The sequence below is a fragment of the Microvirga sp. 2TAF3 genome (assembly GCF_052114965.1).
Classification (GTDB): Bacteria; Pseudomonadota; Alphaproteobacteria; order Rhizobiales; family Beijerinckiaceae; genus Microvirga.
This window is the reverse complement of sequence record NZ_JBFRFT010000020.1, coordinates 1-20738: the sequence shown is the minus strand read 5'-3', so window position 1 is coordinate 20738 and position 20738 is coordinate 1. Positions and strand designations below refer to the sequence as shown.

Annotated in this window: 22 protein-coding genes; 13 read left to right on the top strand and 9 right to left on the bottom strand. The window is 62.7% G+C overall.

Features of this window, described 5'->3' with window-relative positions; all coding sequences use genetic code 11:
• Positions 1-5 precede the first annotated feature (5 nt).
• The 4 genes from AB4Y97_RS17675 to AB4Y97_RS17660 all read left to right on the top strand — a co-directional run bounded on the left by AB4Y97_RS17675 (position 6) and on the right by AB4Y97_RS17660 (position 4178).
• Positions 6-1058: a ligase-associated DNA damage response exonuclease gene (locus AB4Y97_RS17675; RefSeq protein ID WP_442000361.1), complete on the top strand. Its 1053-nt coding sequence runs from the start codon at positions 6-8 to the stop codon at positions 1056-1058.
• Positions 1055-2902 (top strand): cisplatin damage response ATP-dependent DNA ligase, encoded by a 1848-nt coding sequence (locus AB4Y97_RS17670; protein ID WP_442000360.1) that lies wholly within the window; start codon positions 1055-1057, stop codon positions 2900-2902. The genes AB4Y97_RS17675 and AB4Y97_RS17670 overlap by 4 nt, the downstream gene beginning before the upstream one ends.
• Complete coding sequence (locus tag AB4Y97_RS17665; protein ID WP_442000359.1) at positions 2899-3357, top strand: secondary thiamine-phosphate synthase enzyme YjbQ; 459 nt, start codon at positions 2899-2901, stop codon at positions 3355-3357. The genes AB4Y97_RS17670 and AB4Y97_RS17665 overlap by 4 nt, the downstream gene beginning before the upstream one ends.
• A gap of 149 nt (positions 3358-3506) precedes the next feature.
• Positions 3507-4178: a response regulator gene (locus tag AB4Y97_RS17660; RefSeq protein WP_442000358.1), complete on the top strand. Its 672-nt coding sequence runs from the start codon at positions 3507-3509 to the stop codon at positions 4176-4178.
• Here AB4Y97_RS17660 and AB4Y97_RS17655 read toward each other — a convergent pair.
• On the bottom strand, positions 4175-5116 hold the full coding sequence (locus AB4Y97_RS17655) for an alpha/beta hydrolase (protein ID WP_442000357.1): 942 nt from the start codon (positions 5114-5116) through the stop codon (positions 4175-4177). The genes AB4Y97_RS17660 and AB4Y97_RS17655 overlap by 4 nt on opposite strands.
• A 96-nt stretch (positions 5117-5212) precedes the next feature.
• Here AB4Y97_RS17655 and AB4Y97_RS17650 point away from each other — a divergent pair, with 96 nt between their 5' ends.
• Together AB4Y97_RS17650 and AB4Y97_RS17645 are read left to right on the top strand one after the other, a co-directional pair.
• The gene (locus tag AB4Y97_RS17650) at positions 5213-5473 is read left to right on the top strand and encodes a DUF6460 domain-containing protein (protein WP_442000356.1); all 261 of its coding nucleotides are present in this window, start codon (positions 5213-5215) and stop codon (positions 5471-5473) included.
• Positions 5474-5495: 22 nt separating this feature from the next.
• Complete coding sequence (locus tag AB4Y97_RS17645; RefSeq protein ID WP_442000355.1) at positions 5496-6839, top strand: MATE family efflux transporter; 1344 nt, start codon at positions 5496-5498, stop codon at positions 6837-6839.
• A 26-nt stretch (positions 6840-6865) separates the two neighbouring features.
• On the opposite strand, the gene AB4Y97_RS17640 is transcribed toward AB4Y97_RS17645, so the two are convergent.
• Both AB4Y97_RS17640 and AB4Y97_RS17635 read right to left on the bottom strand, forming a co-directional pair.
• Positions 6866-7951: a quinone-dependent dihydroorotate dehydrogenase gene (locus tag AB4Y97_RS17640; RefSeq protein WP_442000354.1), complete on the bottom strand. Its 1086-nt coding sequence runs from the start codon at positions 7949-7951 to the stop codon at positions 6866-6868.
• Positions 7948-8289, bottom strand: a complete 342-nt coding sequence (locus tag AB4Y97_RS17635) for a DUF952 domain-containing protein (RefSeq protein ID WP_442000353.1) — start codon at positions 8287-8289, stop codon at positions 7948-7950. The genes AB4Y97_RS17640 and AB4Y97_RS17635 overlap by 4 nt, the downstream gene beginning before the upstream one ends.
• 161 nt (positions 8290-8450) lie before the next feature.
• Here AB4Y97_RS17635 and AB4Y97_RS17630 point away from each other — a divergent pair, with 161 nt between their 5' ends.
• A complete protein-coding gene (locus AB4Y97_RS17630) occupies positions 8451-9083 on the top strand; it encodes a S24 family peptidase (protein WP_442000352.1) in 633 nt (210 codons plus the stop codon).
• Between the two features lie 6 nt (positions 9084-9089).
• Here the strand turns inward: AB4Y97_RS17630 and AB4Y97_RS17625 are convergent, their stop codons facing one another.
• Together AB4Y97_RS17625 and AB4Y97_RS17620 are read right to left on the bottom strand one after the other, a co-directional pair.
• Positions 9090-10823, bottom strand: a complete 1734-nt coding sequence (locus AB4Y97_RS17625) for a lysine--tRNA ligase (protein WP_442000351.1) — start codon at positions 10821-10823, stop codon at positions 9090-9092.
• A 62-nt stretch (positions 10824-10885) separates the two neighbouring features.
• Positions 10886-11689: a transporter substrate-binding domain-containing protein gene (locus AB4Y97_RS17620; RefSeq protein ID WP_442000350.1), complete on the bottom strand. Its 804-nt coding sequence runs from the start codon at positions 11687-11689 to the stop codon at positions 10886-10888.
• Positions 11690-11889: 200 nt separating this feature from the next.
• Here AB4Y97_RS17620 and AB4Y97_RS17615 point away from each other — a divergent pair, with 200 nt between their 5' ends.
• Entirely contained in the window at positions 11890-13725 is a 1836-nt protein-coding gene (locus AB4Y97_RS17615) for a glycosyltransferase (RefSeq protein WP_442000405.1), read from the top strand.
• A gap of 208 nt (positions 13726-13933) precedes the next feature.
• Here the strand turns inward: AB4Y97_RS17615 and AB4Y97_RS17610 are convergent, their stop codons facing one another.
• Complete coding sequence (locus AB4Y97_RS17610; protein WP_442000349.1) at positions 13934-14584, bottom strand: trna delta -isopentenylpyrophosphate transferase; 651 nt, start codon at positions 14582-14584, stop codon at positions 13934-13936.
• 354 nt (positions 14585-14938) lie between these two features.
• Between AB4Y97_RS17610 and AB4Y97_RS17605 the strand changes: the two genes are divergently transcribed.
• Complete coding sequence (locus tag AB4Y97_RS17605; protein WP_442000348.1) at positions 14939-15586, top strand: hypothetical protein; 648 nt, start codon at positions 14939-14941, stop codon at positions 15584-15586.
• 52 nt (positions 15587-15638) lie between these two features.
• Here AB4Y97_RS17605 and AB4Y97_RS17600 read toward each other — a convergent pair whose 3' ends face one another.
• Genes AB4Y97_RS17600 through AB4Y97_RS17590 form a run of 3 tightly spaced genes read right to left on the bottom strand, consistent with a single transcriptional unit; the run spans position 15639 to position 18750 of the window.
• Positions 15639-16637 carry a metallophosphoesterase gene (locus tag AB4Y97_RS17600; RefSeq protein ID WP_442000347.1) on the bottom strand — a complete coding sequence of 333 codons (999 nt, stop codon included), beginning with the start codon at positions 16635-16637 and terminating at the stop codon, positions 15639-15641.
• The gene (locus AB4Y97_RS17595) at positions 16634-18457 is read right to left on the bottom strand and encodes an AAA family ATPase (RefSeq protein WP_442000345.1); all 1824 of its coding nucleotides are present in this window, start codon (positions 18455-18457) and stop codon (positions 16634-16636) included. The genes AB4Y97_RS17600 and AB4Y97_RS17595 overlap by 4 nt, the downstream gene beginning before the upstream one ends.
• The gene (locus AB4Y97_RS17590) at positions 18454-18750 is read right to left on the bottom strand and encodes a hypothetical protein (protein WP_442000344.1); all 297 of its coding nucleotides are present in this window, start codon (positions 18748-18750) and stop codon (positions 18454-18456) included. Before AB4Y97_RS17590 ends, AB4Y97_RS17595 begins: the two co-directional genes overlap by 4 nt.
• Before the next feature lie 283 nt (positions 18751-19033).
• Between AB4Y97_RS17590 and AB4Y97_RS17585 the strand changes: the two genes are divergently transcribed.
• The 4 genes from AB4Y97_RS17585 to ssb all read left to right on the top strand — a co-directional run.
• Entirely contained in the window at positions 19034-19636 is a 603-nt protein-coding gene (locus AB4Y97_RS17585; RefSeq protein ID WP_442000343.1) for a hypothetical protein, read from the top strand.
• Entirely contained in the window at positions 19633-20040 is a 408-nt protein-coding gene (locus AB4Y97_RS17580) for a hypothetical protein (RefSeq protein ID WP_442000341.1), read from the top strand. The genes AB4Y97_RS17585 and AB4Y97_RS17580 overlap by 4 nt, the downstream gene beginning before the upstream one ends.
• 34 nt (positions 20041-20074) lie before the next feature.
• A complete protein-coding gene (locus tag AB4Y97_RS17575; RefSeq protein WP_442000340.1) occupies positions 20075-20350 on the top strand; it encodes a hypothetical protein in 276 nt (91 codons plus the stop codon).
• Positions 20351-20589: 239 nt separating this feature from the next.
• On the top strand, positions 20590-20738 hold a 149-nt coding region (gene ssb / locus AB4Y97_RS17570), incomplete at its 3' end, for a single-stranded DNA-binding protein (protein WP_441998249.1).

Genomic DNA, 20738 nt, shown 5'->3' with positions numbered 1-20738 from the left:
AGACCATGGCGCTGCGTTCCACCGATATCCTGACCCAGACCCCGCAAGGGCTCTACTGCCCCCTCGGCGATTTCCACATCGACCCCACCCGCCCCGTGAAGCGAGCGCTTGTCACCCATGGGCATTCGGACCATGCCCGCTCCGGCCACCGCTCGGTTCTGGCGACGCGGGAGACGCTGCTCATCATGGGCGCGCGCTATGGCGAGGGCTTCGCGGGAGCAACGCAAGAAGCACCTCTCAGGGAAAGCATTCGCATCGGGGATGCGACCGTCCGTTTCACGCCGGCCGGACATGTGCTGGGCTCGGCGCAAATCGCCATCGAGGCCGGCGACACCCGCATCGTCGTCTCGGGCGATTACAAGCGCGCCGAGGATCCGACCTGCCTCCCCTACGAAGTCGTGCCTTGCGATGTCTTCATCACGGAGGCGACCTTCGGCCTGCCGGTATTCCGTCATCCCGACACCCGCGACGAGGTGCGAAAACTCCTCGCTTCCGCTACCCTTTTTCCCGAGCGCGCCCATATCGTCGGAGCCTATGCCCTCGGCAAGGCGCAGCGGGTCATCGCCCTGCTGCGGGAGGAAGGCTACGACAAGCCGATCTATCTGCACGGCGCCATGGAGCGCCTGACCGACCTCTACAAGAGCGAGGGTATTCCGCTCGGCGAGACGCCCAAGGTCGTGGCTGCCGAACGCGCGAAGCTTGCGGGCGCCATCGTCATCTGCCCGCCCTCCTCCATCCAGGACCTCTGGTCCCGCCGCTTTCCCGACCCCGTTACCTGCTTCGCTTCCGGCTGGATGAGGGTGCGCGCCCGCGCCCGCCAGAAGGGCGTCGAGCTGCCGCTGGTGATCTCCGACCATGCCGACTGGGACGATCTCTGCCGCACCATCCTGGAGACCGGAGCAGGCGAGGTCTGGGTTACGCATGGGCAGGAGGATGCGCTGGTCCATTGGTGCACGAACCGGGGAATCAGGGCGCGGCCCTTACATATGCTCGGCTATGGGGATGAGGGCGAGGTGGAAGAGGTGCAGGCCGCCAAGGCGGCGGGAGAGACGGCATGAACCGCTTCGCCACCCTTCTCGACAGGCTCGCCTACGAACCGCGCCGCAACGCGAAACTGCGACTGCTCATCGACTACTTCAGCCACACCCCCGATCCAGACCGGGGCTATGCCCTTGCCGCGCTCACCAACGCGCTGATGTTCAAGGAGGCCAAGCCCGGCCTGATCCGTGGATTGGTGGAGGAACGGACCGATCCGGTGCTGTTTCGCATGTCGTATCACTACGTGGGCGATCTGGCGGAAACAACGGCACTGATTTGGCCGGGACCGGGGCATGATGCGGGAGCACCCCCCTCCCCCTTGCGGGGCCTTTCTACCGGCGTTTCACCTGACAGCCTCTCACCCGGTCAAACCACCCCCACCTCCAACTCCTCCCCGCAAGGGGGAGGAGAGCTGGTGGAGCATGGCCCCGGTCACAACAACCCGCCCCCGCATGCCCCGACCATATCGGAAGTCGTCGAGGCGCTGACGATGACGGGCAAGAGCGAATTGCCCGCCCGGGTCGCCGGGTGGCTCGATGCTCTCGACGAGACCGGACGCTGGGCATTGCTCAAGCTCATCACGCGGGAATTGCGCGTGGGCGTCTCGGCCCGCCTCGCCAAGACCGCCGTGGCACAGATCGGAGGGGTCGAGGCGGATGAGGTGGAGCTGATCTGGCACGGGCTGGAAGCGCCCTATGAGGAGCTTTTCGCCTGGGTCGAGGGCCGGGCACCGAAGCCTGAATCCAGCAATCCCGCCCCGTTCCGCCCGCCGATGCTGTCACATCCGCTCGAGGATGAGGATCTCGCCAAGCTCGATGCCGCCGACTTCCAGGGCGAGTGGAAATGGGACGGCATTCGCCTGCAGGCCGTCTCAAGTCTGGCGAGCGATGGCCGCCCTGTCCGCCGCATCTATTCCCGCACCGGCGAGGATGTTTCCCGCGCTTTTCCAGACCTCGTGGAAGCGCTCGATTTCGAGGGCGCCATCGATGGCGAATTGCTGATCGTGCGCGAGGGGCGCGTGCAGAGTTTCAACGTGCTCCAGCAGCGCCTGAACCGGAAGGCCGTGACGCCGAAGCTCATCGCCGAGTTTCCGGCCCATCTGCGCGTTTATGATATCCTCACCGAGGGCGAAGAGGATCTGCGCCATCTGCCGCTCCAGGAGCGGCGCAAACGCCTGGAGGCGCTGGTCGCGCGCATCGGCGACCCGCGTATCGATCTTTCGCCCCTGGTCGCATTCTCATCATGGGGAGAACTCGCCGCCGCGCGGGCGGACCCGGCCGCCGTCGGCGCGGGACCGGACGCGGACGCCATCGAGGGCTGCATGGTGAAGCGGGCGGACAGCCCCTATCTGCCCGGCCGCCCGAAGGGCTATTGGTACAAGTGGAAGCGCGACCCCTATCTGGTCGATGCGGTGATGATGTATGGTCAGCGCGGGCACGGAAAGCGCTCGTCCTTCTATTCGGACTACACCTTCGGTGTCTGGCGCGATGGCTCGAACGGCGAGGAACTGGTCCCCGTAGGCAAGGCCTATCACGGCTTCACGGACGAGGAACTCATGAAGCTCGACCGCTATGTCCGCAATCATACGGTCAACCGGTTCGGCCCGGTGCGAGAGGTGGAATACGGCAAGGATCGGGGCCTCGTGCTGGAGGTTGCCTTCGAGGGATTGCAGCGTTCGACCCGGCATAAATCCGGCGTCGCCATGCGCTTTCCACGTATCAACCGCATCCGCTGGGACAAGCCCGCCGCGGAAGCGGACCGGATCGAGACCCTGGAGAAAATCCTCGACCGCGGCGAAAAGGAAATCTATCCGCTCAAGGGCCGGACGATCGTCAATCGGGAGACGGAGGGTCAAGAAACATGAGCATTCTTGCCATCGAAACCCTCACCGAAGGGAGCGTGACGCAACAGGTGCTTGGCCGGCTCGCGGTCGAAACCGAAGGCCAGGGCTTCACCGAACTGACGGAGCCCGCCGCCCGGTGGGTCCTGGGGACAGGGATCCTCCACGGCCTCCTGACGATCTTCTGCCGTCACACCTCGGCCTCGCTCCTGATCCAGGAAAATGCCGACCCGGACGTGCGCAGGGATCTTCTGACGGCTTTCGACCGCTTGGCACCGCGAAATGCGGCTTATATCCATGCCACGGAGGGGCCGGACGACATGCCCGCCCATATCCGAACCATGCTCACCGGGTCATATTTGAGCATTCCGATCACGGAAGGGCAGATGGCACTCGGTAACTGGCAGGGCATCTATCTCGTCGAACACCGGGATCAGCCGCATCGCCGCGATATCGTGTTTCACCTGATCGGAGCCTGACCCCCTCTAACCATACAGTTTAACTCTGTATTCCCAGCTCCATACCCTTTACAGTTTCAGTAGAATAGCTTCGCGCTTTTCCGTCTCCGCCTTGCTATTGCATAGGTGATGCGGCTAAGGCTCAGAATAGTTGCGTGGGAGAAGACAGGGTGCAGGGTCAAAACACCACGATCATTATTGCTGACGACCATCCGTTGTTTCGGGGCGCGTTGCGGCAAGCGATCGGCTCCGTCATGCCGAAGGCTCGCGTTGTCGAAGCGAACGGGATGGACGAACTGAACGCCGCACTCGGCCATGAGCGGGATATCGACCTCATCCTCCTCGATCTGACGATGCCGGGCGTACAAGGCTTTTCCGGGCTTCTGTCCTTAAGGGCGCAGCATCCCGAGCTTCCGGTGGTGATCGTCTCGGCCACAGAGGAGGCGACGGTGATCCGCCGCGCCATGGAGTTCGGTGCCTCGGGCTTCATTCCTAAATCCATCGACATCGACAGCATCGGCGGAGCCATCGAGGCCGTGCTGGCAGGCGATACTTGGACCCCGCCGGATGTGGACCTCTCCGCCGCCGAGGACAAGGAAACCGCCGATCTAGTCCGCCGCCTCGGCACCCTTACCCCGCAGCAGGTCCGCGTTCTGACCATGCTCTCCGAGGGTCTCCTCAACAAGCAGATCGCCTATGAACTTTCCGTTTCGGAAGCGACCGTGAAGGCCCATGTTTCGGCCATCCTCGACAAGCTCGGCGTCGACAGCCGCACCCAGGCGGTCATCGCCGCGTCCAAGATCGGCGTGACCCAGCGCCCCTCCCCGGCCAGCGCCGATTAAAGCGCTCCGATAAAAGCATCGATCCGCGACAGCGCCTGTTCAGTCAACGCACTGTCGAAACGGATGAACACATGGCAGCCGCCCGGCCAAACGGCGAGGTCGGTCTTGTTGCCGGACGTGGCCCAGCGGGAAGCCATGAAGAGGGTATCGTCGAGCAGAAGATCCCGCGTGCCCACCGAGAACAGAGCCGGTGGCAGACCGTCGAGATTGGCATAAAGCGGCGATATGTCGGGATCGCGCCGGTCGATCTCGGGCCCGCAGAGATTGTCGATGAAGATGCGGACATCGCGGGTGTTGAGGATCAGCTTGTCGCTGCCCCAATTTACCACGCTCGGAGTCAGCGAGAGGTCGTAGCAGCCAGCAAAGAAGTTCGCCCCCCTGAACGGCGTGAGCCCGTGCTTGTCGCGCAGGCGCAGCAAAGTCACGGCGGAGAGATGCGCGCCGGCCGACTCGCCGCCGATGAAGAGGCGATCGGTGCCGAAGCGCTCCTTCGCCTCGCGGACGACCCAGAGGGCCGCCGCCTCGCAATCATCATGGGCGGCGGGATAGGGATCCTCCGGCGCGAGCCGGTATTCCACCGAAACGACGGCGAGGCCGCATCGGTCGGCCAAGCGGTCGAGCCAGGGATCCTGCTCGTCCGCCGTGCCCCAGGTCCAGCCGCCGCCATGGATATGGAAGTAGATGCCTTTCGGGTTCTCCGGAGCGATGATGCGAAGCGGCAACGGCCCGGCCGGGCCATCGATCTCGATCACCTTCGCACGCGTGCTCAACGCCATGGGCGGGAACGGGCCCAAGCCCTGGCGACGGCGCTCCCGCACCACGGCAGGCGGCACGGACCAGGGATCCGGCAGGCTGGACAGCCGGGACAGGATCTCTGCGTTCTGAGTCCGGATTTCTTCGCTGACGATGGAGGGGTCGAAAAGGGTGGGGTCGATCATGCCAGACTCGGATGAGGTTGCGTTCGTCGCCGACCCTTGCGATGAAGCACACGCAAACACGCAGGTCCAGCACGGCCGGTGGATAAGGAAGTGACGATGTCCAATATGAACCGTTTCCTCGGCGGCTCGCCCGGCTCCGTGCTGGCAAGGCTGACCTTCCTGTCGTTGCTTGTCGGCGCCTTCATGGCCTTTCTCGGCATTACGCCCTTCGGGCTGGTCGAAGGCCTCTACAACTGGCTGCGGTCGCTCCTCAACCTCAGCATGGATACAGTGATCGAGGTCGGCCGCTGGGTTCTCTATGGGGCGATCATCGTCGTCCCGCTCTGGCTCGTCGCCCGCCTCTTCGGCAGGCGATGAGAATTTTCCGCTGAGAACCTCCATGGAAGGCTCCATTTCCTCGCGGCGGATCGCCGTCACGCATTGGCGGCTGTTGGCGCTCGCGCTGCCGATGACGTTGTCGCATGTGACGACGCCGCTGCTCGGCCTCGTTGACGCGACCGTCATCGGACGGCTCGGCGAGGCGCACCTGCTCGGCGCGGTGGCGCTGGGTGCCGTCGTTTTCGATTTCGTATTCTGGAGCTTCGGGTCGCTGCGTATGGCGACCGCAGGCATGACCGCCCAGGCGACCGGGGCCGGGAACCCCCATGAGGTGGACCGCACGCTGGCCCGCGCCCTCCTGGTGGCCATATTGACAGGTCTCCTGCTGATCCTGTTGCAATGGCCCATTGCGGCTATCGCCTTTCCCCTGACGGGTGCGAGCGAGGCGGTGACGGATGCGCTGTCGACCTATTTCTTCATCCGCATCTGGGCTGCGCCCTTTACCCTCGCCAATTACGTCATTCTCGGTTCGACCATGGGGAGGGGCCGCACCGATCTGGGCCTGCTTCTGCAGGTCGCGATCAACGTGGCTAATATCCTTCTCACCTCGATTCTCGTGCTGGTGTTCGAGATGAGCGTCGCAGGCGCGGCCATCGGCACGGCTGCTGCAGAGGTGCTGGGTGTAGGCCTCGGCATTCTGGTTCTACGGCGTCTCGGGTCCAACCCTTTCGCGGTCGCATGGTCGGAAGTTCTGGACCGGGCAGCGATGCTGCTGACCCTGACCGTCAATCGGGACATCATGATCCGCAACATTGCGCTGATGATCGCTTTCGGTACCTTCAGCGCCATGGGCGCGCGATCCGGCGACGTGACGCTGGCGGCGAATGCGGTGCTCTTCAACTTGTTCCTGATCGGCGGATATTTCCTCGACGGGTTCGCAACCGCCGCCGAAACCTTGTGCGGCCAAAGCATCGGGGCGCGGGACGAGCGCGGATTCCGCCGTGCCATTCGTCTGAGCCTCGGCTGGAGCGTCTGTTTCGGCCTTGCCGTCTCAGTGATTGCCTTCGTCGGCGGCGGGTTGTTCATCGATTTCGTTTCGACCAGTCCCGAGATCCGTACCTATGCCCGGGACTATCTGGTCTATGCGGCGCTCACGCCGTTCGTTGGCGCCGCCGCCTTCGCATTCGACGGCATCTATGCCGGCGCGACATGGACCAAAGCCATGCGCGATCTCATGCTGCTCGCGCTTGCCGCTTATGGGCTCGTGCTTCTGGCGATGGGCCAACTCGGCAATACGGGTCTTTGGGTTGCGCTTCTGGTCTTCCTCGGCACGCGCGGAATAGGTCAGGCCCTGCTCTACCAGCGGCTGACACGGAAAACGTTCAAGTACGCCATCAAGAACTGATCCCGATTTTCAGTCCCCAGCCGCGCTCAGAACTGTCCCTTTGCGAGCGCCGCCGCGTCACGGCCGACAGCTTGATCGAGGGAAATGCGCTCCCTTTCGAGGATCGTCAACAGCCCCTGCTTGATCTCGCCGATGAGGCCGGGCCCCTTGTAGACCATGGCGGAATAGAGCTGGATCAGGCTCGCGCCGGCCCGGATCTTGGCCCAGGCCGCCTCGGCGGAATCGACGCCGCCGACACCGATGAGGGGGATCTTGCGCTCCACCCGCAGAAAGGTCTCCGCCAGGAGCTTCGTTGAGGGCTCGAAAAGCGGCTTGCCCGACAGGCCGCCAGTCTCCCTGGCGAGGCTCTTTTCCTTCAGGCTGTCGGGACGGGCCACCGTCGTGTTGGAAACTGTCAGCCCGTCGACACCGCGCTTCAAGGCCGTCGCGACGATAGCGTCGAGCGTCTCGAGCGAAATGTCGGGCGCGATCTTCAGCAGGACGGTTGTTTTCGCCCGCCCCCGGTCTGCTTCGTCGCGCGCCTCGATGCAACGGGCGAGAAGATCGTCGAGGAAGGCCTCGCCCTGAAGATCGCGCAGGCCCGGCGTGTTGGGCGAGGACACGTTGATGGTGAGGAAATCGACGAGACCGGACAACTCTCGAATGCACAGGGCGTAATCGGCAATGCGATCGTCCGAGTCCTTGTTCGCACCGATATTGACACCGACTATTCCGGGACGGCCGCGGCGCTGCGACAAACGCCGACGTGCTGCGTCAAGCCCCTCGCTGTTGAGACCGAACCGGTTGATGATGGCTTCATCCCGTGTCAGCCGGAAAACCCGCGGGCGCGGGTTGCCTTCCTGCGGCTTCGGTACGACGCCGCCGAGTTCGACGAATCCGAAACCGAGCGACAGCAGTTGATCGGGCACTTCGCACTGCTTGTCGAAACCCGCCGCCAGCCCGACCGGATTCGGAAAGTGGCGACCGAATACATCGATCGCGAGACGCGGATCGTCCTGCGGCACTGGCCGCACCGGCAGCAGGGATAGGCTCCTGATCGTCAGCTGATGCGCGCTCTCCGCATCGAGAGCGTGCAGAACCTTCTTCGCCAGGGGAAACAGCGCGGTGATCATGGAGTAAGATCCGGAAAATTGTGATGACCGTCAGCGCCCAGGAGGAGCGGTTTCACCCACAGCACGGCGGTTAAAGGAAGCGGTGCGTAAAGATGCGGGAACAGATCGCCTCCTCGTGACGATTCGTAGCGTAGGGCTTCGCCAAGTTCTTTGCCTTCGATCGCGATCAACAGCAAATCGTCCTGGCCCGCGAAGTGCTTCGCTGCGGTCTCGCGAACCTGCGTTCCCGTGGAAAAATGGATGTACCCATCCTTCGCATCGATGGGCGCACCGCTGAAGATGCCGACTTTCTCAGCCTCTTGCCAAAGGAGCCGCGAGCAGATTTTGTAGATCATCATGGCGCTTTTGAGTAGCGCCCAGCCCCTTCCGGGGCAACCGAAACATGGACGAGTTGTCGCGATACCTTGTTCATGGTTATCTGGGCCTTATAACAACCTTAATTCCTAATCATAGGTCCGGTTTCCAGTAGAGTTTTTGGCACCTCTCGAAGGTTCATCATATGTTGTCCCATGACCGTGTTTGGGCCGCTATCGATGCTCTGGCTTCTCGCCACGGCATGACTGCATCAGGCCTTGCCCGCAAGGCTGGCCTCGATGCTACTAGCTTCAACAAATCGAAGCGTACGAGTCCCGAGGGTCGGGATCGCTGGCCTTCGACCGAGTCGATTGCAAAAATCCTGCGCGCCACCGGCGCGACGCTGGAAGATTTCCTGCGCCTCGTCGAGCCATCCGGCTCACTGCGCCGCTCCACGATTCCGCTGATCAGCCTGACACAGGCCGGAACGGGTAAACTCTTCACGGACGAAGGCCTACCCGCCAGCGGACCCGGCTGGGACGAAATCGACTTTCCCGATTTCGGTCAGGAGAAGGTCTTCGCCCTGGAAGTGACGGGCGATTCCATGGCGCCACTCTATCGTGACGGAGACATCCTCATCGTCTCCCCCACGGCGAGCATGCGGAAAGGCGACCGGGTGGTCGTGCGCACGACCGGCGGCGAAGTTCTGGCGAAGGAACTCAAACGCCGCTCCGCAAAGACACTGGAGCTCGTATCTCTCAATGAGGCGCATGAGGACCGGGTGATCCCAGCCGAAGAAGTCGCCTGGGTCGCCCGGATCATGTGGGCGCGGCAGTAAGGGTCCTTAAGCCGCGCGCTCGTTGTCTCTTCTCTTCAGGAAGGCCTCGTGCTCGCTCACGAGCTTGCCCTCAAGAGCCTTTTGGATCAGCGCCCGCGTTTCCTTCACTCCATAGAGAGCGACGAAGGAGCCGAAGCGCGGTCCACGCGGCTCACCGAGCAGCACCTGATAGATCGTGTTGAACCACTCGATGGAGACGCCAGGCCGCTCGGGCGTGGCGCCCTTGGCCTTGAGATCCTGGTAGCGCGGCTCGGCGCGGCCGACATTGTAGATCTCCTCCTGGATCGCCTCCGCCGTCACAGGACGATTGTCCGCTTCGAAGGAGGTGAGCACCTCCTCCAGGCGACGCAAAGAGGCGGCCTCGACCTCGTCCGGCAGGCGATAGGTCTTCTGCGGTTTCACGAAATCCTGGAAGTAGCGAACCGCGCGTTTCACGAGGCTGTCGAGACGCGGATGCGTCTCGGGCGAAACGCCGGGCGCGTAGCGGCGGATGAAGCCCCACAGCACCGAAGGCTCCTCGGAATTCGCTACCGCCACCAGATTGAGCAGCATGGAGAAGGAAATCGTCGTGCCGGGCTGATTGCCTGTGCCCGACGACACCAGTTCCGGAGCGGGCGGATGGCCCGCATGGAGGTGCCAGACCGGGTTCATCAGACGCGTCTTGATATCCTGCGCCGGATACTTCTCCAGGAAGGTCAGGTAATCGTCGACCTGACGCGGGATCACGTCGAAGAAGAGCCGCTTCGCCTCGCGCGGCTTGTTGTACATGAACAGGCCGAGGCTGTCCGGCGTGCCATAGGCGAGCCACTCGTCGATGGTGAGGCCATTGCCCTTGGACTTGGAGATCTTCTGTCCCTTCTCGTCCAGGAAGAGCTCGTAGTTGAATCCTTCCGGCGGAAGGCCGCCGATGGCCTTGGCGATCTCGCCCGACAGCTTGACGCTGTCGATCAGATCCTTGCCCGCCATTTCGTAATCGACGCCCAGCGCCACCCAGCGCATGGCCCAATCGGGCTTCCATTGCAGCTTGGCATGTCCGCCCGTCACCGGCGTCTCGAAGCGCTCTCCGGTTTCCGGATCGCGCCAGACGATGGTGCCCGCATCGAGCTTGCGCTCGTCGATGGGCACCTGCATCACGATGCCGGTCTTCGGATGGATGGGGAGGAACGGCGAATAGGATTGCTGCCGCTCCTCACGAAGCGAGGGCAGCATGATCGCCATCACGGCGTCGTAGCGCTCGAGCACCGTGAGCAGGGTCCTGTCGAACCGGCCGGCCTTGTAGCACTCGGTCGCCGACATGAATTCGTAATCGAAGCCGAAGGCATCGAGGAATTCGCGCAGGCGCGCATTGTTGTGGTGGGCGAAGCTCTCATGCGTGCCGAACGGATCCGGCACCTGGGTCAACGGCTTGCCGAGCGCGGAGGCCAGGAGCTCCTTGTTCGGAACGTTGTCCGGCACCTTGCGCAGACCATCCATGTCGTCCGAGAAGGCGACAAGGTGGGTCGGGATCGTATCGCCGGTCAGTACCCGGAAGGCGTGGCGCACCATGCTGGTGCGGGCGACCTCACCGAAGGTGCCGATATGCGGCAGGCCCGACGGGCCATAACCGGTCTCGAACAGCACCTCTTTCTTTCCCGTGCGTTTGAGCCGTTCGATCAGCTTGCGCGCCTCCTCGAAAGGCCAGGCGGTGGCGGTCTGTGCGGCATCGATGAGGGCGGGGTCGAGAGAAAGAGGCTGAGACATGTGACCAAAGCTGATGGGAAACGCGGCACACTAGGGAGCCCGCCGCCCAGGGTCAATGCGGCTTAAAAGGGACTGACCGGAAAGAAGCGCAGGTAGAGCTCAGCGTATTTGCCTTCTTTCCAGAGCTGCTGCAGGGCATAATCGAAGGCCCGACGCAGGTTTTCCTCGTCCTGGCGGACGACAAACCCGATACCCTCACCGAAAAAACGGCTCTCAAGGTAGGGGCCGCCGGCGAAATCGCAGCATCCGGCAGCATCCTCGCCGCCGATCCAGAGTGAGAGGCCCAGCCCATCGGCGAAGATGTAATCGATCTCGCCGGCCTTCAACGCGGCTTCGGCCTCCGCAAGCTCCGGATAGGGCTTTAGGCTCGCTCCCTGCATGAAGGCCTTGGCGTAGGCCTCGTGGGCTGTGCCCCCGACGACCCCGATGGCCTTGCCCTGAAGCGCCTTGGCCTGTGGCGGCACGTTGCGATCCTTCCTGACCGCGAAACGGGCCGGAATCTTGAAGTAAGGCGCCGTTACGGCAAACCGCTGCCGGAGTGGGACAGTGATGGGAATGGCGGCAGCGACCACATCACCCTGCCTGTCCGCCAGCGCATCGAGCAGGGTGTCGAACCGGCGCACCTGCACGGTGCAGGAAATCGACAGGCGCTCGCAGGCGGCGCGGGCAAGCTCCACCGAAAAGCCAGTCGGGTTTCCGTCGGGGCCGCTGAAATGGAGGGGCGGAAAATCATCGTCGATGAGAAAGCGGATGGGCCGCAAACCCGTCAGGTCCGGCCGCTCCAGCTGTACGCGCGGATCCCAGAAGTTAGGGATCGCCACCTCCTGCGCCTGCGCACCAAGGACACCGCACAGGATGAAAGCCATGGATAACGCGAGCCGCCAAAGAGCAAGGGTATTGATCTTGAAGGAGAAGCAGGCGACGAAGATTTTAACATTATATCGTTTTAACAATCGTCACCCTCTTGCAAGCCGCCCCGCCTCATTCCCGGAAGCCGCCGTCGCCCATAAGCGAGGGTCTAGCGGAGGAAGGCCTACAGTCAACCATCGAACCGCCCGCCTTGCCGGTGGAAATCGGCTTTCTTGCCGATCACGGTCACTCGCCGGACTTGCTGCACCACGCGGCAATCTTTGCCGAGGCGGCCGGGGTCACGGCCGACGTGCTCCTGCTGAAAGGAGGTCTCGTCGAGGAAACCGAGTTCTATCGGGCTCTCGCTCATGAGCTTGGGCTGCCGTTCACGCTCTCGCCCCGCCTGTCCCGGCAATGCCGCTATCCGGACAGCATCCTGACGGGCATCGCGCCGATGGAGCCTGTCAGGACCTTCGCGATCGCTCCCTGCGGCCCCGTTCTCTCCCGGCTTCTGAAGGACCGGCGCGTCATCCATAAGGGTCTCGTCGTCACCCCGCCCTCCCGGCTGACAAAGGCGGTGATCGATGCCCGGTCGATGTCCATCGCGCATCGCGGCGCAAACGCTCTGAGCGAAAAGGCTCCCGATCTGTCGATCCGTGGCGGTTTCTCTGTCGGACAGATTGCGGGATTGAGCATTCTCTCCCTGCTGCTCTCGTTCGGCAGCATTCGCACCCCCGATGTCGCCCTGGCCTTCCTCGGGACCGGGCTGAGTCTGCTCTTTCTCGGCGGGGTCGTGTTGCGATTGGCCGCCGCGATCCTGGACAACCCGGTCCAGCCCCCGCTCAAACCGCCTCGCACGGACGATGCAGCTCTGCCGATCTATACCATCATCGCCCCGCTCTATCGGGAGCGGCGGGTCGCATCGCGGCTGGTGGCTGCCCTGTCACATCTCGATTACCCAGCGGCCAAGCTCGACATCAAATTCGTCCTCGAAGCCGACGACCTGGAGACGCAATCCGCTCTTGCCGCGATCGATATGCCGGGATTCATCGAGGTGATCGTGGCGCCCTCTGGCGACCCGCGCACGAAACCGAGGGCGCTGAACATTGCCCTACCCCTGGCACGAGGCCGTTATACCGTCATCTACGATGCCGAGGATGTGCCCGATCCCGGCCAGTTGCGCGATGCCGTCGCGGCCTTCATCCAGCGGCCGCCGGAGGTTGCCTGCCTGCAGGCGCGCCTGACCATCGACAATACGGACGACACCTGGCTGACGCGGCTGTTCACGATCGAATACGCAACTCTCTTCGATGTGTTCAATCCGGGCCTGGCCGAGATCGGAAGCCCGATGACACTTGGCGGGACGTCCAATCACTTCCGCACGAAAGTCCTCCATGACATCTGCGGGTGGGATGCGTGGAACGTGACGGAAGATGCGGATCTCGGCATTCGTCTGGCAAGGTTCGGATACAGAATAGCCGACCTCCCCTCCTCCACTCTGGAAGAGGCCCCAAGCACGCTCGATCAGTGGATGAACCAGCGCACGCGCTGGATGAAGGGCTTCATACAGACCTGTGTCAGTCATTCGCGCAAGCCGTGGGTGACGCTTGTCCAGCTGGGGCCGTGGCGCTTCTTCGGAGCACTGGTCTTGACGTTCGGGACGGTACTCAGCGCGTTGAGTTATCCGTTTTTCACGGGTCTCTTCGTCGTTTTATGGCGACAGGATCTGTTCCCCGAAGCCCAGTGGCAAGCGGCTTGGCGGATGGGAAGCCTGACCTTGTTCCTGCTGGGGGTGGCCGCAATCTTCCTTCCCGCCTGTGTCGCGCTCAATCGCCGGAGGTTGTGGCGGCTGCTGCCGTGGATCCCGCTTCTTCCGGCCTATTACGCACTCGTCAGCATCGCGGCCTGGAGGGCGTTATGGGAGGTCGTGCGAGAACCGTTCCATTGGAATAAGACCAGCCACGGGCTGGCGCGCACATCGCGCAGCGGGTTGCTTCAGAAACACCAGGCAAGAGCGGACGAGACCACATCGGTGAAGACGGCAGCGCCGTGACGCCACCAGAGCATTCCACCCGCACCGACAAGGCAGAGAACCGCGCCCGCGATCAGAAAGCAGCCCGTCAGCCGCTCATGCCTGTCTGCCTTGGATGGTTCGGTACCGATGCTCATGCCGTGACTTTTCGATGATGTGCAGTCTCCATCATACGCGGCGATGAGCTCGTGCAAAAGGGGATGATCGCTCATCCCCTTTTGTTGAATAATCAGGCGGCCTTCTTCGATGGCCAGCCGAGCTCGACGAGACGCGCCTTCGCGAAATCGCGAATTTCATCGCGGATGCCCTCCGGCAGATCGCCCAGCACACGCTGCGTATCGGCATGGAGCATGAGGTCGGTGACCGCATTGATGGTCTTCGCCTTGCTGATCTTCTGCTTCAGCTCGGTCTCGATGGCACTGTCGGAGCCGACGATTTCGACCGTGGTTCTTTCCACCTCGGCCTGCGGCTCGGCCAAAGCCGTACGGCTGTGCCTGAACTCGTCGGCCTCTTCCTCGGAATAGACCAAGCCGTGCAATTCGATCAGCTTGAGAATCACCCGGTCCTTCGCCCGCTTCTCGGCCATGGCATAGACATAAGCCGCCTGCTTGCCGGATATGCGGTAATTCGTCCCGACAAGGGCTTCGCCGATGGACCATTCCACCCGCTCGCCCATGCGGCCCGCCACCAGAATGACGGCCTCGTCCCGTTCGGCGCGGACGATGGTCGGCGGCTCGAACTGGATCTGGGCCTGAGCCGCGATGCGCTCCAGCGCCTTGTGATAGATCACGACCGCGCCTTGGACACGCCAGACGTTCCCGGCCATCGGCTCACCGAATTTCGCAAGCACGTCGGCGATTTTCCTATCCGTCGTATTCATCCTCGATCCTCACTTGCAAAGGGAGACCGCACGCGGCTCCGCAACTCGTTCGAACCATCGCCGAAGCGGGTTCGTTCTTTGTTTGTTCCATATCAAATCGGCCCATTCACGTCCAGTGACAAGACAATATTGCCAAGCCTCAAACCCTTAAATTACAAGCATTTCAGGCGTCAGCGACCTTTTGACCCAACGCTTGGCAAGTCAGCCTCATGCAGTCGTCTCCCTCGGGCACGAAGACGAGGCGGCGAAAATTTGACGACATCATTATTGTTCTGTATTTGTTCTCAATTGAATTCAGGGTGAAATCTATTCCTTATCCTGAAATCCCACCCCACTGCCACGCTGGAGGCCCCGATGTCCGCGCAAGCCATCCTCGACCTCTCGTCGCGACGCTCGTCCCGATCCGGGTCTCGCCGTGGCCAGAAGAGTCCCCAGGCTCCTGTGACGCGCAATGGATTGGTTGCCGATTTCCTGGCGATCTGCGAACTCGATCCTGATGTGGAAGCCTTGAGAGCGCCGGCCGATCCTGCCCGGTTCGACATCGGCGGCAAGGACATCACGCATATCGCGGATTTCGAGATCGTCCGGGACGGAGCCTCGACCCTCGTCGACATCGTGACGGACGATGACCTGATGAAGCATCCTCTGCGCGCAGCCGCGATCCACGGATCGACCTCGGCCGATGGACGTCCCTTTTCTCTCGAGACGGTGAGCAGCATCCGCGCCGAGCCGCGCTTCACCACCGTCCGTCTCATCATGGCCTGCAAGCGTACGCCCGTGACGGCGGGCGACCGGGTGCGCATTCTGCACCAGCTCGACGAATGCGGCGCGATGCGGCTTGTGGATTGCGCGAGCGCCGTCATGAACACGGCGGACGGGGTGGCGGCTGTTCTTGCACTGGCCTGCGAAGGCCTGGTTGCCGTCGATATCGGCCGCCCGATCCTGCCTGAGACGCAGGTGCGCCGACGCCGCCTGCCCTATTCGGATCCCTTCGCTTTCTAGAGCATCGTGCGGAAAACCGGGTCCACTTTTCCGCACGATGCGCTAACGAGGGTCAAGAGCGCGCATGCCGCTCCACCGCTTCGCCAAGAAGCGAGCGGACGATCGCGCGGACGGACTCGGATGTATCGTCCTGCGAGAACTTGGCCTCGATCTCGTCCCGCACGATTGAGCCGTCGCCGCTGCGTTTCAGCTCGGTCGGCGATTCCGCCTGGAGCAGGGTGACGAAGGCGCTCTCGACGGCCGCGGCCACAGCACCGTCATCGGCCGCGTCGACCAAGCGTCCCGTGAGGTCGAACACATTGGCTTCGAACGGCAAGGGCTGCGCGATCAGGTCGCCGCTGCCGTCAAGGATCCAGGCGCGCGGAACGTGATCCAAAAGATCGACCGATTGCCGGGTGATGTTGCCGGGATTCATCCAACGCGTGCGGCCGGCGAGGATGCCCTTCTGTGTCTTGTGAATATGCCCGTTGACGAGAAGGTCGCAGCCTTCGACCGCGAAGGGCGGCACCGCGCCGGGATAACCACCGTCGAAAGCGATGTCATGATGGGTGAACCAGGCCTGCATGTCGACGCCGGAGAAGCTGCCGCGCACATCGACCGGAATCGTCTGTCCGAACGGCGTCATGCCAACACCGAGACGGCGCCCTCCGATGTGAAATTCGGTAATGGGAGCGGAGGTCGCGACCACATCGACCACATCGCAGAGCCCGAGCAGGGCCAGCGTATCGCTGTCGGTCAGGGTCATGTGCTGGATGTCGTGGTTTCCCACATTGACGAGTGGCCGATGCCTGAAACCTTTCAAGATGCGGATGAGCTGGTTCTTGAGCGCCTCGTCCGGCTCCACTGGCCTGTCGAACAGATCGCCCAGGATGACGACGGCCAAGCCGCGCTCGTTGGCGATGGCCGCGCAATGTTCAAGCTTCGCGAGAACCGGCTGCGGCCAAAGCGCATCCTTGCGCCGCCCCGGGCGCCGCGAGCCGACATGCGGATCGCCGATGACAAGAATGCCGTTGCAGGATACGATTTCGAGGCGGTCTCCGGACAGGATCATGCGGTCAATCGCTCCATGGATGAATGAGCTTGGTGCTCCAGCAGGTTTTCCGCACTCACGGGCGAACCGCAGGTGGGGCAAACACCGCCCGTTTCTTCGACGAGATGCGCCATCTCTGCGCGGAGGGCGCCGAGGTCCGCATCGATCTGCGTCATGCTTCCCTGTGCGATACCGGCAGCGATGCGAAGATCGGCGAGGCGTTTCAGGATGTCTTGTGCCGGCGCCGTGCTTTCAAGATCGGGCACGGTCTCGGGCAGGGATTGCAGGGCGGAAAGCCGCGCGCGGCTTCGGCGAAGCGCATCGGCCGTTTGCAGGACGTTCCTGCCGATGCGTTCCCGTTCGCGGGAGCGCTCCAGGGCCGTCGCGAGCGCAGTCAACCGCTCCGGTTCCGGCAGGCTGGCCGTAATTTCCGTCCGCGCCCGTGCCTTCGCCAGCTTCCCTTGGAGATCCTCCAGCGTCCGCAGATGATTCTGCATGTTCTGCAGGAGGGTATCCGTCTTCTTGATATCTACGGCTTGCTGTCGGGCATGAGCGAGCTTTCCCTTCAGGCTTTCGAGCTCGTGAAAACCGTCCAGCGTCTCGTTCAGGGCGATCAATTCCCGCTCGCCGTTGCGGACGAGCGTGTTGTCGCGTGCACAGCGCTCTCGATGAATGACGAGCATGTCGCGAATGTAGCCCGCCTCCTGACCGATGGAGAGCACGGCGGAGCGGCGCGAGGGCGTCTCGCCCAACAGGAAGACCGGGAATTTCTGATGCGCGATGTGCACGTCGAGATCTTCCACCTTGGTGATGCGAAACAGGTCTGCGACCCAATCCGGCACCGCGCGGCCGCCGCTCTCATAGCGCATGCCCTTGGCCTCGACGATTGTTCCGTCCGCCTCGTGGAGCGACCAGATATTGACCGGCGTGCGGCGCGGCTGGCGCGTGAAGCGAAGCACGCGCTTGCCGGCGACGCCGATCTCGACGGTAGCGGCCTTCGCGCCCGCTCTAACGAGGCTATCTCGCGCCTCGCCGTAGAACACGGCGCGGAGCGCCCGGATGAAGGTCGATTTGCCGCGATTGTTCGGGCCGATCAGAGCATTCACGCCGGGGCTCAAGTGCAGGGTTGCATCCTCATAGGCCTGCACGTTGATGAGCCGGATGAAACGAAGGCCCGGCGCGGCGTCGTCCCATACGGCGCCGCAATCGGTAGATTGCACCTTGACGCCTGAGACCGGCTCGCCGGCGATGCGTGCGATGTGGAACTGCCCGGAGAATTGCGACAGGTCGTGATGGGATACCGCGAGGCACTGCACGCCAAGGCGCGCAGCGCCGTCCTCCAGCACCCGGTAGAAGGATGCGACGCGCTCGGGTGCGATCCAGCAATCCGCCTCGTCGAGAGCAAGAAAGCGCGCGACATCGGCCTTGACCACGGCGATCAGGCGCAGGGCCATGCCGATCACGTTGGTAAGCGCACCACCATTGTCTTCCAGCACGTCTTCCATGCTGCCGTCGGGACGCGTCACGCAGATGTCGAGGGCGGCCAGGCCGCGCTCCGTCGAAAGGTCGAGCGCGACGGGTTTCTCCCCCGGCAGAACCTCCTGCACCAGCGCACTCAGCAACGTCTCGAACGCGGCCAGATTGCGTCTGCTGGCACTGCCGTGCACCGCCTCGATGAAGGCTTCGACCTCATCCTTCACCGCAAGCCGGCCCTTGGCGAGCTCGATCTCGCGCGTCAGCTCCACAGCGCGCGCTCTCAGCGCATCGCGGGAGCCTTCCAGACGCGCGAGCGAGGCCTCGGCGCGGGCGACCTCATGATCGATTGTCTCGACCCGGATCAATACCCGCCTCCAAGCTGCTGCAGGCGCGTTTCGACCTCGCGCAGCACCGCGCCGAATTCCTCGACGCGCTTTGCGTTTTCGGTCAGGGCTGCTTCAATCCGTCGCTGGATTTCGGCTTCATCGTCGGTGCCGAATTCAGACTTGGCGGTGTCACGGGCCTGTTCGAGTTCGCGCGTCAGGCGGTCGACTTCGCCCTCCGCTCGAATCCGCTCCGCGCGCAGCCGGTCGAAAGTGGAGCGCATCTCTTCAAGACGCCTGAGGCTATCCGTTTCCAGGCGTTTCAGGCTCGTCATCTAAGGTGTCTCCACTAAACGGGATGGTCGATCTTCAATCAAGCTGGGCAGTGCCGCCCACGAGAGCTTCGTCTCATTTTCGGAAGAAAGATGCACGGTCTATTTAATCCTACCACCCGACCTCCCACATAATATCGGTTACTCCAAGATTACAGTCCGCGCGAGCATGTTTGCTTGACACGAAAACCCGTCGCGGTATGTTCTCTTTTTGTTCCTATTGCAGCTCATGCGCTTCGGCTATGGCGCCTTTAAGGCACGCGCCTGCCGGGGCTGGGAGGATGGAATGGCGGCCTTGGCGGAAGAACAATCAATCTTCGAGAACGAGGACTGGCTCGTGACCGACAGCGGTCTCGAGCACAAGACGACGGGCTATTTCATCGCGCGGGAAAGCCTCGCCGATCGGCGCGGCGACGGGCTCTGGTCATGGCCTCTGCACATGGCCGAGAAGAGCTGGTGCAGGATGGCGCCTTTCACCGAGGCATTCTCCTGTGCGGCCGCAGTCTACGGGGTCGAGACCGACCTTGATCTCGCCCATACTTTCAAGATCGCGCGCTGCGAAATAGCGACTTGGCCGCAACCGGAAAAGATGGCCTCGAACCCCGCTCCATCACTGCTGCGCACCTTGCGGCCGGAGGCATGCGATCCCATCTTGGTGGAGCAGGGTTATGTTGGAAAAGCCACGAAAAGCCAGGCTTTCCAGACCTCCGATGAGAATTGGCGCAAGCGCGGCCCGAAAGGTATCCGCTCCTTTCCGACCCATGCGCGACTTTACCCGTCACGCTTCGATCCGACGCGAGCCACGTCGTTTGGATGGAAGGCCCCGCGGATCCGCAGGACCGGAACTAAACTTGTCCAATTGATTCAAGCGGCATGGAACATAAAGTGAACTTATTGCCAAGCTATCAGCTTGCCGGAACGGGCCTCAGGAGTTCGGATGGCTTCGACAATGAGCACGCGACGCCTGAAACCGGAGACGATTTCGCCCGGCATGTGATTTTTGCAATCTGCCATGCCAGCGTGACGCCATCGGTCGGCCGCCGCGCCTATGAGCATTGCATGCGTGCGCTCGAGGTCGGCGCGACCGCGCGGCTCGGCTTCCGGCATCCCGGCAAGGCCGATGCGATCGATCTCGTCTGGCGCGAGCGTGACCGTCTCTATCGCGAATATACTGAGAGCGCCGACAAAATAGCCTGGCTCGCGACGCTGCCATGGGTCGGGCCCGTGACGAAAAACGCCCTGGCGCGCCGGCTCGGCCTCCTGGCCGGGCATGAGCCCCGGGCCGTTGCCTGAAAACCGAGAAGAACGACAAGAAGAGGTGTCATCAATGTCAAAGGAACGCGCAAGTAATGTCGGTTTCTGCGTCGTCGACAGCAATGCCGACGTCATTGCGGATAATCTCGTCCATCGTATCCATGAAAGCGCCGTGGAGATGGAGAGTCAGGTCAACCGGCTCTACCGGGGGCGCAACGCCTACGATCTGACCGAGGGCGCCAAGTCCGATCTCGAAAAGGCGATCGAGCGCCTGAACTACATGGCGAAAACCCTGCGGGAAGTCTCGGGCACCCAATCCCGGGTCGTCTATCTGCAGGCGGCCGAGTAAGTACACCTGTCGAGCCTTTCGAGAGGAGAACTCACCGGGATGGCCCCGCCCCTCTTCTCCGAGGCCAAAGGATCATGTCCTAGAATGCGTGCCATTTCCTCCGCTTATTCTCTTGCCATTTTCTTAGAACAAATATAGAACATTTGGTGATGTTCCGATCGGGGCAGGAGAGTGAAACCGACCTGATGTGACGGGCGATGCCTACAGAGCATCAGGAGAGATGAGATGGAGAAGTTGCCATGGCGGGCAGCGTGAACAAAGTGATCCTGGTGGGCAATCTGGGCCGCGACCCGGAGGTGCGGCGTCTCAACAATGGCGAACCGGTGGTGAACCTGCGCCTTGCGACCTCGGAGACCTGGAAGGACAAGGCCTCGGGCGAGCGCAAGGA